The sequence below is a fragment of the Paenibacillus solanacearum genome (assembly GCF_910593845.1).
Taxonomy (GTDB): domain Bacteria; phylum Bacillota; class Bacilli; order Paenibacillales; family NBRC-103111; genus Paenibacillus_G; species Paenibacillus_G solanacearum.
The window spans coordinates 259,588-273,412 of the sequence record NZ_CAJVAS010000004.1 but is presented as its reverse complement, the minus strand read 5'-3'; the positions used below and the strand labels follow the sequence as shown (position 1 = coordinate 273,412).

The window sequence follows — 13,825 nt, the reverse complement described above, 5'->3', positions numbered from 1 at the left end:
CGATATAGAGAAGGAGTGAGCAGAGATGTCCGATTTGAAATTTCATTCGATTGAAGAAGCGATCTACGACCTGATCCTGGGGAAAGTCGTCATTGTCGTGGACGACGAAGACCGCGAGAACGAAGGCGATTTTGTGGCGTTGGCGGAGAAAGCGACGCCGGAAGTGATCAATTTCATGATCAAGGAAGGCCGCGGCCTCGTCTGCGTGCCGATTACCGAGGAGCGGGCGCAGGAGCTCGATTTGCCCCCGATGGTCGCGCGCAATACCGACTATCACGGCACCGCCTTTACGGTTTCCATCGATCACGTAGAGACGACGACCGGTATTTCCGCCGCGGAGCGCTCGTTCACGATCCAATCGATGATCGATGCGAAGACGAAGCCCCACAGCTTCCGCCGCCCGGGACATATATTCCCGCTGATTGCCAAGCGAGGTGGCGTATTGCGCCGCGCCGGCCATACCGAAGCGTCGGTCGACTTGGCCCGGATGTGCGGCTCCTATCCGGCCGCCGTCATTTGCGAAGTGATCAAGGAAGACGGGGAAATGGCGCGGGTACCGGACTTGATGCAGATCAGCGAGAAGCACGGATTGAAAATCATCACGATTCGCGACTTGATCGAGTACCGCAACCATAAAGAGAAGCTCGTCCAGCGCGAAGTCGAGGTGCGGATGCCGACAGACTATGGCATGTTCCAGGCGATCGCTTACACGAACGTGGTCGACCAGAAGGAGCATGTCGCGCTTGTCAAGGGCAAAATCGACAGCGACCGTCCGACGCTCGTTCGCGTTCACTCCGAATGCTTGACCGGCGACGTGTTTCATTCGCACCGCTGCGACTGCGGACCGCAGCTGGCCGCGGCGCTGAAACAGATCGACGAAGCGGGCTCCGGTGTGTTACTGTATATGCGGCAGGAAGGCCGCGGCATTGGCTTGATCAACAAGCTGAAAGCCTATAAACTGCAGGAGCAGGGGCTGGATACGGTTGATGCGAACCTGAAGCTCGGCTTCGCCCCCGACCTGAGAGAATACGGCATCGGCGCGCAAATCCTCAAGGACGTAGGCGTTCGCAAAATACGGCTGTTGACGAACAACCCGCGCAAAATCCGCGGCCTTGAAGGCTACGGGCTGGAAGTGGTCGAACGGGTCCCGATTCAGATGGAAGAGAATGAGGACAACACCGACTATCTTCATACGAAACAGATGAAACTGGGGCATTTGCTCGAGTTCAATAAGTAAGCTTGCAAAAAAATTCGACAAACCGGAAGGATGTAGAGTTCAAATGGCGAAAGTATACGAAGGACATTTGGTATCGCAAGGATTAAAATACGGCATCGTGGTAGGCCGTTTTAATGAATTTATTACACATAAGCTGCTTGGCGGCGCGGAGGACGCCTTGAAACGCCACGGCGTCCAGGACGACGAAGTGGAGATTGCCTGGGTTCCCGGCGCATTCGAAATCCCGCTGATCGCGCAAAAAATGGCCGAGAGCGGACGTTATGACGCGGTCATTACGCTCGGCGCCGTCATTCGCGGTTCTACGCCACATTTCGACTATGTTTGCAACGAAGCGGCCAAAGGCGTAGCGGCGATCGGGCTGAAAACCGGCGTGCCGACCATCTTCGGCGTATTGACGACCGACTCGATCGAGCAAGCCGTCGAGCGCGCCGGCACAAAAGCGGGCAACAAAGGATGGGAAGCGGCTGTCACGGCGATCGAGATGGCGAATCTGTCCAAGCAATTTTCGAAATAGGCAGCTTCATGAACATTAAGGGGGAACAAGCGGAACGTGAAAGTCACAGTCAAACTGGATACCTTTGAGGGCCCCCTTGATTTGCTGCTGCACTTAATCGATCAGGCGGAAGTCGACATTTACGACATTCCGATCAAAGAAATTACCGACCAATACATGGAATATCTCGATGCCATGCAGGAGCTGGAACTCGAAGTCACGAGCGAGTTTTTGGTGATGGCCGCAACGCTGCTCTCTATCAAGAGCCATATGCTGTTGCCGAAGCCGCCGGTGCTGGAGCTCGATTACGACGATTACATGATGGATGAAGACTTCGATCCGCGGGCCGAGCTTGTGGCCAAGCTGATCGAATACCGCAAATATAAGGCGATCGCGGAGCATTTGCGGGACAAGGAAGTGGAGCGCAGCCTTATCTTCACGCGCGAGCCGGAAGATTTGACGCCTTATGTGCCGACGGTTCCCGATAATCCGGTCAAAGGGCTTCACATCTCCGATCTCGTGCGCGCGTTTCGCAAAGCGATGCGCCGCATGCAGAGCCGCAATACGATCGCGAAAATCCGCAAGGATGAAATTTCGGTCAAAGATCGGATGGCGGAAGTCGTCGATGCGCTGGAACGGAGCGGCGGACGGATGATGTTTTCCAAGCTGCTGGACGCCGAAGTGACAAAAGATTCCATCGTCGTTACGTTTTTGGCGATGCTGGAGCTTATGAAGGTCAAGCGCATCGTTTGCTTTCAGCATAAGCTGTTTGACGATATTGTGATCGAAGCAAGAGAGGAAGGAACGGCCAATGGATTTTGGGCAAATGAAATCAGTTATTGAAGGCTTGCTGTTCGTGGCGGGTGACGAAGGACTGAACGCCAAGCAGCTGGCTGAAGTGCTGGAACAGGACCCCAAGTTTACGGCCGAGCTCGTGCTTGATTTGCAGAGCGATCTGAAACGCCAGAAGCGAGGGATCCAGATTGTCGAACTGGCCGGAACATTCCAGCTGGCGACCGTCCCCGAGCATGCGCCCTATTTCGAGAAGCTGGCGCATTCGCCTTCCCGCGCTTCGCTGTCGCAAGCCGCGCTGGAGACGCTCGCCATCGTAGCGTACCGACAGCCGATTACGCGCGTCGATATCGAAGAGATTCGCGGCGTCAAGTCGGAACGTGCGCTCCAGACGCTGGTCGCCAAAGATTTGATTCATGAGGTAGACCGGGCGGATGCGCCCGGACGGCCTATCTTATACGGCACGACCAAAGCGTTTTTGGATTACTTCGCGCTTGCCTCGATTCAAGATTTGCCGGAGACGTCGTTATTTGAGAATGACGATAATCTCGAAGAGGAGACGAGGCTGCTGTTCGAGAAGCTGGACGGCAAGCAGATGACCTTCGAGGACATCCCCGCTTCCGGCGAGATCGAGCCGTAGACGCATGATCCGGCGAATCGCGGCCATACTAACTTCCAAGGAAACGAAGCTGCAAGCTTCCCGAACTTGGAAGTTTTTTGCGTTTGCCGATTGCGGCGCGGGAGGGTGTTCATTTGCGATGATGTGGCTGTGGATTGCGGGCGGATTGGGCCTGCTGCTGATCGTGATTTTAATGAGCAAGGTGCGCATACGCGCTTCGTTCAACCGGCAGGATACGAACGACGACCTGATCGTCGATGTCAGCGCGCTGTTCGGATGCATTCGCTTTCGTTATTCGATGCCGGTGTTTGAGTTCAAGGGAATGAAGGAAGGGCTTGAACTGAAGACGGAGCAGGTGAATGCCAACGCGGGCCATTTGCTCGGCGATCAGCGCAAGCGCATTACGATCGACAAAATAAAAAGCGCTTTTCACGATGTCCAGCAGTTGCTTCAGCACTGCTTTCATTTTCACGAATGGCTGAAGGCGGCGCTGACGCATGTGCATTGCGACCGGCTTGTGTGGAAGACGTCCATCGGGCTGGACGACGCGCCCCATACGGCCATCTCCGTAGGCACGCTGTGGGGACTCAAAACGTCGCTGCTCGGCTATGTTTTCCGGTACGTACGGCTGGAGACAGAGCCGAAGCTGCAGGTCATGCCGTACTTTAACCAGATGCGATTCGAAATGGAAGCGGTGGTGGAGGCTTATGTACGGTTCGCCGTCGTTATGAAGGCGGGAATCTTGCTGCTGACCCGCATCGTCAAAGTCAAGGACGGCTGGAAAACGTGGCGTGACATATTGATGCGCTCGGCCAAGCGCGCCGCCTGAATAGCGGAAGCGGGGCGGGGGAAGCCTAACGAATGGGTAACGCCTTTAATACCATGATCATAGGAGGGCTAAAGCGATGTCAGATCATCCGATTCAAGGTTTAATGAAGACGGCCATGGAGAATATAAAAGAAATGGTCGACGTCAATACGATCGTTGGCGATCCAGTCGAAACACCGGACGGCAGCGTCATTATGCCGATCAGCAAAGTAGGTTTCGGCTTCGCGGCAGGCGGCAGCGAGTTTGTCTCCGAGGATCATCCGGCTAACAGCCGCAATGACGCTATGAACGCGCATGTACAAATGCCGTTTGGCGGCGGGAGCGGCGGTGGGGTCTCCATTACGCCGATCGCGTTCCTTGTAGTGGGCAAGCACGGCGTCAAGATCGTGCCGCTCGATAATCAAACGCATCTGCTCGAGCGTTTGATCGATTCCGCACCTCAGGTTGTCGATAAAATTCAATCGATGATGAGAGGCGGCATCCATGGCGGTACCGCCGCTCCTTCGGCTTCGGGCACGCAAGTGACGAATAATATTGAGAATCAGAACTTTATCGTGTAACAGTCTCTTCACGCCATAACCAACTCGCTGCTCTGTCCGGGGCAGCTTTTTTATGCGCAAATGTTACATATGCATTGCTCTTTCGTTTGCGATGTCTTAATATTATTTTCAGATACAATATAGGACTTATGTCATAGGAGCGTGGTTCGCGTGAGGCTGCTGCCAACTAGATCCTGTACGCCCGGTATGCGGCTTGGAAAATGCATTCATAACGAAGAAGGCGTAATTCTTCTCAATGAAAATGTGGAACTGACGCAAGGCTTGCTAAACCGTTTGATGCAATTCGGGATCGACTTTCTTTATATTAAGGACGGAGCGACGGATGACGTCAAAATAGAAGACCCGCTATCGGATGAGACGCGGCTCAGGGCGCTTACCGAAATTCGTACCCACTATCGCCAGTTTATGGAAGTGAACAGCAGGCCGAAGCTGTCCAAGGGGCTTGTGCTCGGCCGCGCGTTCGGCAACGTGATGAAGATGATCGTGGACGATTTAAGCGATAAGCAGGGGACGCTGATCATGCTGATGAATATGAACGTGCTGAACAATTATTTGTACCAGCATTCATTGAACGTTTGCATCTATACAACGATGCTCGGCATGGTGAACGGTTACTCCAAGGATGAAATTATGACGCTTGGCATAGGTGCGCTGCTGCATGATATCGGCAAGACGAAAATTAACCAGGACATCATTAAAAAGCAGGGCCGCTTGACGCCCGAGGAGTTCGCGGAAGTGAAGAGACACGCCGAAATCGGTTACCGCTTGTTGAAGGACGAGCCGAATATGCCGCTGTTATCGGCGCATTGCGCGTTTCAGCATCATGAGCGGGAAGACGGCAGCGGATATCCGAGAGGCATCAAGGGCAAGGAAATCCATGATTACGCCAAATGGATCGCTGTCGCGGACAGCTATGACGCCATGACGACGCATCGCCCGCACCGGCTCGCCATGCTCCCGCATCAGGCGATGGAAGTGCTGTTCGCAGGCGTAGGAACGCTGTATGAGCAAAAAAAAGTGGCGCTCTTTCGCGACAACGTGGCCATTTATCCGCTTGGCTTGTCCGTATCGCTCAGCACCGGAGAAACCGGCGTTGTCGTCGGCATCAATCCGACCGCACCGCAGCGTCCGGTTGTTCGGGTGCTGAGCGGTCCGGATGGGGAGAAGTTGACCCAGCCGTACGAGGTCGATTTGTCGACCAAGCTGACCGTATTTGTAACGAAGGTGCTGGAAATGTAAGGAGGGGACAGGATGTGCGGACGGTATACGATTACCGTCAGTTGGGACGAGCTCATGCTGCATTTTATGCTCGACCGGCGGATGGCCAAGTATGCGCCTCGATATAATGCGGCACCGGGTCAATGGATTCCGGCCATCATCGGCTCGGATCTGGACGGCGCGGCGCCGGAGCAAGCGTTGGGCCGGCTTGGCGAGCTGCGCTGGGGACTGGTGCCTTCCTGGGCGAAGGACGACAAGTCCGCCGCACGGATGATCAACGCGAGATCGGAAACGGCCGCGGAGAAGCCGTCGTTCCGCACCCTGCTGAAGTCCAAGCGCTGCATCATCCCGGCGGACGGGTTCTACGAATGGGCCCGCATAGGCGAGGTCAAGCAGCCGTATCGCATGACGCTAAAGGACGGCGGACTGTTCGGGATGGCGGGACTGTACGATACATGGATGACGCCGGACGGGGAGAAGCTGCATACATGCACCATCCTGACGACGGCGGCGAACGAGCTGGTCAGCGGCATTCACGAACGGATGCCGGTGATTCTGGACCGCGAGGGCGTACGAACATGGCTCAACCGGCGCATCCGCGAAGAGCGCGAGCTGATGCCGCTGCTTGCGCCGTACCCTGCAAGCGAGATGCGGATGTACGAGGTAAGCCCGAAGGTTGGCCGCGTACAGTACGACGAGCCCGATTGCGTCGAACCTGCAGTACGGTAGAGTGGAATAGATATCATGTTCATGAAGCGCACGGCTGCGCAACCGCCGTGCGCTTTTTTGCGTGATCCGGGATGCCTGCTCTCCTCCTTCATAGCGTCCTTTATACGGCTTGCGGGACATAACCCGGCTTGACAAGCATATACATGTACAAGATAGGTTGGAGCTTGTCTTGGTTTGTGGTTTGTATTTTCCTTGTAGCCTGTAGGAGGATGAACATGAAAAAATTACTGCTTGCCCTGCTTCTCGTTTGGACAGGGGTCATGGTGCCTGCCGGCGCGTACGCCGCTCCCGCGATATCGACGAGCGCCGAGGCGGCCGCATTGATCGATGTGGCTTCCGGCCGCATCGTATACAGCACAAGCGGAGACAAGCCGATGCGAATCGCAAGCTTGACCAAGGTGATGACGGCGATTGTCGCGATCGATCACGGGACCTTGTCGGACACGGCCAAAGTAAGTAAAAATGCGTTCGGCAAAGAAGGATCTTCCATTTACTTAAAGCTTGGCGAGGAAATGAACCTGAAAGATTTGCTGTACGGCATGATGCTGCGCTCGGGCAACGATGCGGCCACGACCATTGCCGAGCACATAGGGGGCAGCGTAGAAGGATTCGCCTACTTGATGAACGAGAAGGCGCGCATGCTGGGAATGACGAACTCCAGCTTCAAAAATCCGTCCGGGCTCGACGAGGAGGGGCATTATTCCACAGCCAACGATATGGCCAAGCTGACCGCCTATGCGCTCAAAAATCCGGTTTTTCAGGAAATTGTGAAGACGAAAGTCAAGAAAGTGCCGAACCCGAATGAATCATGGGGTTATACATGGGTCAATAAGAACAAGTTGCTCTCGATGTATGAAGGCGCCGATGGTGTGAAGACCGGCTATACGAAACTGGCCAAGCGCTGCCTGATCTCTTCGGCGACCCGCGGGGGGCAGCAGTTCGCCGTCGTCACGCTGAACGACCGGGACGATTGGATCGACCATGCGAGGATGCTGGACTACGGCTTCAAACATTATCCGCTTCATTCCGTCGTGCAGAAAGGCGAGCCGATCGAAGGAACGGAGCTCGTTGCCGGCGCGTCGTTCCCGTACGCTGCATTGGAGTCGGAGCGCAGCCGCTTTACCCGCACAACGGTGCTGAACGACCCGGCGTCGGCCGGATACCGGCTCGGCGAAGCGGGACAGCTGCAGATCGCGCTGAACGGCAAAGCCGTCGGCAGCGTGCCGCTTTATCCGAAAGACAGCCCGAGGCTGCAAATGAAAGACAAATCGTCGTTCTCCTTTACGGAGTCCGATTATGGCAGCAGCCGCATGCATAAGTGGCTTTACATCTTGCAATCGCTCGTGCGCGTCCTGTTCACCGGACGGCTCGGGTAGACGAAGGGGGGGCATGGCGCATGGTGAACTTCATATGGCTCTTTTTTATCGTCGCCGGTTTCGTCGTGGCCGCTTTTCAGGGCAAGATCGAGCTGGTTACGGAGGCTGTTTTCGACGGGGCCAAGAGCGGGGTAACCGTCTGCTTCGGATTGATCAGCATTATGGTGTTCTGGCTCGGCATGATGCGAATCGCCGAAGATGCAGGGCTGCTGCAGAAGCTCGCGAAGCTGCTTCAGCCGATCGTCCGCTTTTTATTCCCGGGCGTTCCGAAGGATCATCCGGCCCTCGGCTATATTATGTCGAACATGAGCGCCAATATTTTCGGTCTTGGCAATGCGGCGACGCCGATGGGCATCAAAGCGATGCAGGAGCTGCAGCGGCTTAACCCGCACAAGGAGGCGGCCAGCCCCGCGATGTGTACGCTGCTCGCACTCAACACGGCGAGTATTACACTTATTCCCACAACGCTGATCGCGATTCGCATGAGCTACAATTCCGCGAGTCCGACCGACATCGTCGGAACGACGCTGCTGGCGACGTTCGTATCCACACTGGCCGCCATCTTCGTAGACAGATGGTACCGCAAGCGAAGCACGCCGATCGGTCCCGGGAAAGGATGAACGAACCGTGTACAATTTCGTCAATATCATATCGGCATGGGCCATTCCGGTCATTATCGTCTTTATTCCGCTGTATGCCGCTTACCGTAAAATCCCCGTCTATGAATCGTTCGTAGACGGGGCCAAAGACGGCTTCGATACGGCGATCCGCATCATCCCGCATTTGGTCGGCATGATGGTGGCGATCAGCGTGTTTCGCGCCTCGGGCGCCATGGAACTGTTCATCGGCTGGCTGAAGCCTCTTTGCGAATGGATCGGCGTCCCGACGGAAGTCATTCCGCTTGCGCTGCTGCGCCCGATTACGGGAGCCGGCTCGCTGGCGTTCACGACCGACCTCATCTCCCAGTTTGGTCCCGATTCGATGATCGGGCGCATCGCCTCCACGATACAAGGAAGCACGGACACGACGCTGTATGTCATTACGGTGTATTTCGGCGCCATCGGCATCCGCAAGGCCGGCTATGCGCTGAAGGTTGGCCTGATTTCCGACGCCGTCGGCTTCGTCGCCTCGATCATCATTTGTTACCTCGTCTTCGGCTAAATCGCTTCGTCTGCACCCCCCGTTTGCCCGGCACATATACTGCAGCAGGAAACCTTCGCCAAAGAGGTGAGCTGCTTGCCGTACTATGGAGTCGTTGTTCATCATTCCGCGTGCTATGCCATCAATGGAAAAGGGTATGATTTCTTTATCGCCAAATCCGGCGCAATCATCCCTTCTTCCGAACAAACCGACCCGCTTTACATTCACATCTGCTTGGAGGGGGACTTTTCCCAACCGCGCAACGAGTGGACCCCTATGCAGAAGGAACAGATGTTCATCCTCAACAAACTGGTGCTTCGTCTTGCCCATTTGAACGATTTTCAGCCTCAGGACATATTCCCGCACTCGAATTCGTGCCCGGGACCTATATTCCCATGGTCTCAACTTGTGATTTCACCCGAGGATAGGTATCATTAGCTTGAGGTGAATTCCGTTTATGGAACGATTGCAAAAAGTATTGGCTGAAGCGGGCATCGCATCCCGACGCAAATGCGAGGAATTGATTACGGCCGGGCGGGTGGAAGTGAACGACCGCGTGGTCACGGTACTGGGCGTTAAGGTTGATCCGGCCCAAGATTCCATTAAAGTGGACGGACGTCCGATCAAGCGCGAGTCCAAAGTGTATGTGCTGTTCAATAAACCGAAGGGTGTCATTACGAGCGCGCAAGACCCAGAGGGCCGGAAGACGGTAACCGACTTTTTCAAAAATTTGAAGGAGCGGATTTATCCGATCGGCCGCCTGGATTACGATACGGAAGGGCTGCTGCTGCTGACGAACGACGGCGAATTCGCGCATCTGCTGACGCATCCGAAGCATCATGTGCCGCGCACCTACTTGGCCACGGTCAAGGGTGTTCCGCACGGAACGGCGCTGGACAAGCTGCGCACCGGGATCAAGCTGGAGGACGGCATGACCGCTCCGGCCGAAGTGGAGTACCATGATATCGATCCGCAGACGAACGAGACCGTCGTCAAAATTACGATCTTCGAAGGCCGCAACCGGCAAGTCAGACGCATGTTCGACGCCATTCATCATCCGGTCATCAAATTGAAGCGCGTCCAGTTCGGTCCGCTCCAGCTTTCGGGCGTGCCGCGGGGCAAGTACCGGCACTTGACACCGCAGGAGGTGCGCGAGCTGCGCGAGGAAGCGCTGTCGGCTGGAAGCGCAGAGTCACATAATATTCAAAAAGGCGAATAATGCACGCGGTATTTTTTCGCTATAATAAAGTTGATGCTGCTGCGCAGCAATTCGTTTGAAGGTGTGGGATGATGGGGAAAAATAGAAAGTGGATCCAGATTGCCATATTCGCCGTCATTGTCGCCGTCGGCGCATTGACGCTTGTCAGCAATTTATTTTTTAGCGACAAGAAGCCCGAGGTCGGTTCCAAAGCCCCGGATTTTACGCTGCTCGGACTGGACGGCAAAACGTATAAGCTTTCGGATGCCAAAGGCAAAGTCGCGGTTGTCAACTTCTGGGGAACGTGGTGCGAGCCCTGTCGCAACGAAATGCCGGCGCTGGAACGCCAGCATGCGAAGTGGGCGGGCAAAAACGTGGAGTTTCTCGGACTCAATCTCGACGAACCGCGCGTGGCGGTGCAAAATTTTATCAGTCAATATAACGTGACCTTTCCGATCTTGTTCGACAAGAACGAAGAGAACCGCAAGCGGTATGGCGTTACGCAATACCCGACAACGTTTTTCATCGGCACCGACGGCAAAATTGCAGAAATCAAAATCGGTGAAATGACGGAGGCTTATATCGACAGTACGTTAACGACTTTATTAAAATAAGCGTGTATGCCGGAAAAAGAGCAGCGAGTTCCATGCAAGACCCACTGCTTTTTTTTCGCGTATACGCAGGAGGCGCCATGATTCAAAATACAAAATGCGAATGCGGACATCAGAATCATATCGGCACCGTGCTATGCGAATCTTGCGGCAAGCCGCTGATGGACGAGGACGGCAGCGAAGTGCTCGAGATGAAATACGATGGCGTTGCCCGACGCTCGCAGCGGGCAAACCCGGACTTGCTGGATTGGATATGGAATTTCTTTTCATCCGTCAAAATCGCCATTTATCTCATCGTCATTACGCTGCTGACTTCCATGCTGGGAACCGTTTATCCGCAGGAGAGCACGTTCCTGAACCTGGATCCGTCGGTATACTACAAGGAAACGTACGGGACGCTCGGTCAAATTTATTATGTTTTGGGATTGTCCCACACATTCGAGTCCTGGTGGTACAAGTTGTTGCTGTTCATGATCGGCACTTCGCTCGTCGTCTGCAGCCTGGACCGGGTGCTGCCGCTGTACCGGGCGCTGAGCAAGCAGCAAATCCGCAAGCATCCGAGCTTTTTGACGAGACAGAAAGTGACGTTCAGCGGCATGCTTCCGTCCGCCGGGGAAAGCGCTTCGAGCGAGGCGGCGGCGGTGGCCTGGACCTCGAAAGCGGCGGAGCAGCTGAGAAAGAAGCATTACCGCGTACATACCGACGGTACGGCTTTGCTGGCGGAAAAGTATCGTTTCAGCCGCTGGGGACCTTACATTAATCACATCGGACTGATCATCTTTCTCGGGGCCGTGCTGATGCGCAGCATTCCCGGATGGCATATGGATCAGCATCTCGCGTTTCCCGAGGGCAAGCTCGTCAAGATTCAGGATACGCCGTATTACTTGAAGAACGAGAAGTTTACGATCGACTTTTACGCGCCGGATGAAATGTCGGAGGAGTTTCGCGCCAAAGGACAGGACGTTCCGAAGGTGTATGAAACGAAAGCGGTGCTGTACGAGTGTAAAGCGAATTGCAGCGATCCGGTGAAGGAGCCGGTGCTCGAGGAAGTGCACCGGCAGGATATCGTCGTGAACAAGCCGCTCGAATATAAAGGCTTTATGGCGTATCAGTTCGATTTTAGCCTGTCGCCGGTACTGCTGGCCGTGAAGCCGTCGCTGAAGGATAAGAAGACCGGCGAAGTGTATGGTACGCTGGATATCCGGATGGACAAGCCGGAGGAAGTGTACAAGGCGGGACCTTACGAGCTGAAGCTGAAGGCGTACTTCCCGGAATTCGCGCTGGACGATAAGGGCGTGCCCCTCACGAAATCCAATGAGCCGAAGATGCCGGGATTCGTCTTCACGATTACCGGGCCGGGGATGTCCTCCCAGTGGGAGCCGTTTATTTATTTCCCGCGCCAGGTCGACAAGGTCAATTTCCGACAAGACGAAATCAACGGGGCGCTCGCCGAGAAGCTTGAACTGTCCGTCGGATCGATGGATGACGTGACGATCTCGGAATATATCAGCTTCCTTAACATTCGGATCGACCGGGCGATGCCTTACATCTGGGTTGGCGCCGCCATATCGATGATCGGCTTGATTATGGGATTTTATTGGCAGCACCGGCGCGTTTGGCTGCGCATCGACGACAACCGGATCACGCTGGGAGCCCATACGAATAAAAACTGGTTCGGCGTGCGCAAGGAAGTGGCGGATACGCTGCAGAAAAGCGGGATCGCAGTCGATCCCAAGTCGTTAGAGAGAAGGGTGGCAGAATCGTGAGCAGTAATTTTTTGCTCGTTGCTTTTATCGTCTACGCGCTGGCGCTGATCGGATTCGTGATCGCGATCACCGGCAAAAAATCGGTCATGGTGACCGACCCGGAAGCATACGGGAAGCGGTGGGGGAACATCGGGCTGTTATTGACGGTGATCGGCTTTCTCTCCCACCTCGCGTTCTTCTTTACCCGCTGGGCGGAAGCCGGTCATATTCCGACCAGCAACATGTACGAATTTATGACGTTTCTAGCCATGATGATCGTACTGGCATTCATTATCGTCTTTCTTTTGTACCGCACGCCGGTGCTCGGCATTTTTGCCGTACCGATCGCGATCATCATTATCGGCTATGCCTCCGTGTTCCCGCATGAGGTGCAGCCGCTCATTCCGGCGCTGCAGAGCTACTGGCTGAAAATTCACGTGACGACGGCCGCTTTCGGGGAAGCGTTCTTCGCCGTAGGCTTTGCCGGGGGGCTCATGTATTTGCTGCAAAGCATCAACTTCAAGAGCTCGGACCCGAAGGACCGGCGGGAACAGCGCGGCGTGGAGTTCACCCTGTTCACGCTTGTGTTGATTATCGCGTTCGTCGCAGCCATCTTCAGCTTTAACGGAGCGGGGTATCATGCCCGGTTCGCCAACGATGTGACCGTAACGGGAAAAGATAATGTGGAGCAAGTGATTCAGCAAAATGTCGATTACGTGCTGCCTCCGATCGTCGCCCCGTATCAGGGCAAGCTGGTCGAGATGAAGCCGTTTCTCGGCATGAAAGAGCCGATGTTCGAAGCGCCGTCCTGGATGAAGGGCGCCAATGCCGGACGGAAGCTGAATACCGTCATTTGGTCTGTACTGTGCGGAGTTCTGCTGTATGCCATCCTGCGGCTTATCGTGCGCCGTCCGCTCGGCGAGGCGCTGCAGCCGCTCCTGCAAGGCATGGACCCGGATGATGTGGACGAGATCAGCTACCGGGCGATTGCGATCGGCTATCCGATCTTTACGCTCGGCGCCTTGATCTTCGCAATGATTTGGGCAGCGGAAGCTTGGGGGCGGTTCTGGGGATGGGACCCGAAGGAAGTATGGGCCTTGATCGTATGGCTGTTCTATGCGGCCTATTTGCATCTTCGCCTTTCGCGGGGCTGGCAGGGCAAGCGTTCTGCTTGGTTGTCCGTAATCGGCTTTCTCGTCGTCATGTTTACGCTGATCGGCGTCAATCTGGTGATTGCCGGATTGCACTCGTATTCCGGCGTGTAATGACGATTTGAATA

Annotated in this window: 15 protein-coding genes; all 15 read left to right on the top strand. The window is 55.1% G+C overall.

What is annotated here, in order from left to right:
* Positions 1-25 precede the first annotated feature (25 nt).
* The 15 genes from KXG62_RS07285 (at position 26) to ccsA (ending at position 13,811) form a co-directional block, all read left to right on the top strand.
* On the top strand, positions 26-1,237 hold the full coding sequence (locus KXG62_RS07285; RefSeq protein WP_218091268.1) for a bifunctional 3,4-dihydroxy-2-butanone-4-phosphate synthase/GTP cyclohydrolase II: 1,212 nt from the start codon (positions 26-28) through the stop codon (positions 1,235-1,237).
* 43 nt (positions 1,238-1,280) lie between these two features.
* A complete protein-coding gene (gene ribH / locus KXG62_RS07280; protein ID WP_218091267.1) occupies positions 1,281-1,751 on the top strand; it encodes a 6,7-dimethyl-8-ribityllumazine synthase in 471 nt (156 codons plus the stop codon).
* Positions 1,752-1,787: 36 nt separating this feature from the next.
* Complete coding sequence (locus KXG62_RS07275) at positions 1,788-2,573, top strand: segregation and condensation protein A (RefSeq protein ID WP_218091266.1); 786 nt, start codon at positions 1,788-1,790, stop codon at positions 2,571-2,573.
* The gene (gene scpB, locus KXG62_RS07270) at positions 2,542-3,162 is read left to right on the top strand and encodes an SMC-Scp complex subunit ScpB (protein WP_218091265.1); all 621 of its coding nucleotides are present in this window, start codon (positions 2,542-2,544) and stop codon (positions 3,160-3,162) included. The genes KXG62_RS07275 and scpB overlap by 32 nt, the downstream gene beginning before the upstream one ends.
* 118 nt (positions 3,163-3,280) lie before the next feature.
* Positions 3,281-3,970 carry a DUF2953 domain-containing protein gene (locus tag KXG62_RS07265; RefSeq protein WP_218091264.1) on the top strand — a complete coding sequence of 230 codons (690 nt, stop codon included), beginning with the start codon at positions 3,281-3,283 and terminating at the stop codon, positions 3,968-3,970.
* Between the two features lie 76 nt (positions 3,971-4,046).
* Complete coding sequence (gene ytfJ, locus KXG62_RS07260; RefSeq protein WP_218091263.1) at positions 4,047-4,529, top strand: GerW family sporulation protein; 483 nt, start codon at positions 4,047-4,049, stop codon at positions 4,527-4,529.
* A 150-nt stretch (positions 4,530-4,679) separates the two neighbouring features.
* The gene (locus KXG62_RS07255; protein WP_218091262.1) at positions 4,680-5,768 is read left to right on the top strand and encodes an HD-GYP domain-containing protein; all 1,089 of its coding nucleotides are present in this window, start codon (positions 4,680-4,682) and stop codon (positions 5,766-5,768) included.
* Between the two features lie 12 nt (positions 5,769-5,780).
* On the top strand, positions 5,781-6,476 hold the full coding sequence (locus tag KXG62_RS07250) for an SOS response-associated peptidase (protein ID WP_218091261.1): 696 nt from the start codon (positions 5,781-5,783) through the stop codon (positions 6,474-6,476).
* A gap of 215 nt (positions 6,477-6,691) precedes the next feature.
* Positions 6,692-7,852, top strand: coding sequence for a D-alanyl-D-alanine carboxypeptidase family protein (locus KXG62_RS07245; RefSeq protein WP_218091260.1), 1,161 nt, complete (start codon positions 6,692-6,694; stop codon positions 7,850-7,852).
* A 20-nt stretch (positions 7,853-7,872) separates the two neighbouring features.
* Positions 7,873-8,472, top strand: coding sequence for a nucleoside recognition domain-containing protein (locus KXG62_RS07240; protein WP_218091259.1), 600 nt, complete (start codon positions 7,873-7,875; stop codon positions 8,470-8,472).
* Positions 8,473-8,479: 7 nt separating this feature from the next.
* Entirely contained in the window at positions 8,480-9,013 is a 534-nt protein-coding gene (locus KXG62_RS07235; protein ID WP_218091258.1) for a spore maturation protein, read from the top strand.
* 436 nt (positions 9,014-9,449) lie between these two features.
* Positions 9,450-10,211 carry a pseudouridine synthase gene (locus KXG62_RS07225; RefSeq protein ID WP_218091256.1) on the top strand — a complete coding sequence of 254 codons (762 nt, stop codon included), beginning with the start codon at positions 9,450-9,452 and terminating at the stop codon, positions 10,209-10,211.
* A gap of 68 nt (positions 10,212-10,279) precedes the next feature.
* Positions 10,280-10,804, top strand: coding sequence for a thiol-disulfide oxidoreductase ResA (gene resA, locus KXG62_RS07220; protein WP_246627328.1), 525 nt, complete (start codon positions 10,280-10,282; stop codon positions 10,802-10,804).
* Between the two features lie 77 nt (positions 10,805-10,881).
* On the top strand, positions 10,882-12,567 hold the full coding sequence (resB, locus tag KXG62_RS07215) for a cytochrome c biogenesis protein ResB (protein ID WP_218091255.1): 1,686 nt from the start codon (positions 10,882-10,884) through the stop codon (positions 12,565-12,567).
* On the top strand, positions 12,564-13,811 hold the full coding sequence (gene ccsA / locus KXG62_RS07210) for a cytochrome c biogenesis protein CcsA (RefSeq protein WP_218091254.1): 1,248 nt from the start codon (positions 12,564-12,566) through the stop codon (positions 13,809-13,811). The genes resB and ccsA overlap by 4 nt, the downstream gene beginning before the upstream one ends.
* The last annotated feature ends 14 nt before the right edge of the window (positions 13,812-13,825 follow it).

What these genes read in the sequence shown, in the direction of transcription:
- KXG62_RS07285 (WP_218091268.1), top strand. Translation starts at nt 26, where the DNA reads ATGTCCGATTTGAAATTTCATTCGATTGAAGAAGCGATCTACGACCTG.
- ribH (WP_218091267.1), top strand. Translation starts at nt 1,281, where the DNA reads ATGGCGAAAGTATACGAAGGACATTTGGTATCGCAAGGATTAAAATAC.
- scpB (WP_218091265.1), top strand. Translation starts at nt 2,542, where the DNA reads ATGGATTTTGGGCAAATGAAATCAGTTATTGAAGGCTTGCTGTTCGTG.
- KXG62_RS07265 (WP_218091264.1), top strand. Translation starts at nt 3,281, where the DNA reads ATGATGTGGCTGTGGATTGCGGGCGGATTGGGCCTGCTGCTGATCGTG.
- ytfJ (WP_218091263.1), top strand. Translation starts at nt 4,047, where the DNA reads ATGTCAGATCATCCGATTCAAGGTTTAATGAAGACGGCCATGGAGAAT.
- KXG62_RS07250 (WP_218091261.1), top strand. Translation starts at nt 5,781, where the DNA reads ATGTGCGGACGGTATACGATTACCGTCAGTTGGGACGAGCTCATGCTG.
- KXG62_RS07245 (WP_218091260.1), top strand. Translation starts at nt 6,692, where the DNA reads ATGAAAAAATTACTGCTTGCCCTGCTTCTCGTTTGGACAGGGGTCATG.
- KXG62_RS07240 (WP_218091259.1), top strand. Translation starts at nt 7,873, where the DNA reads ATGGTGAACTTCATATGGCTCTTTTTTATCGTCGCCGGTTTCGTCGTG.
- KXG62_RS07225 (WP_218091256.1), top strand. Translation starts at nt 9,450, where the DNA reads ATGGAACGATTGCAAAAAGTATTGGCTGAAGCGGGCATCGCATCCCGA.
- resA (WP_246627328.1), top strand. Translation starts at nt 10,280, where the DNA reads ATGATGGGGAAAAATAGAAAGTGGATCCAGATTGCCATATTCGCCGTC.
- resB (WP_218091255.1), top strand. Translation starts at nt 10,882, where the DNA reads ATGATTCAAAATACAAAATGCGAATGCGGACATCAGAATCATATCGGC.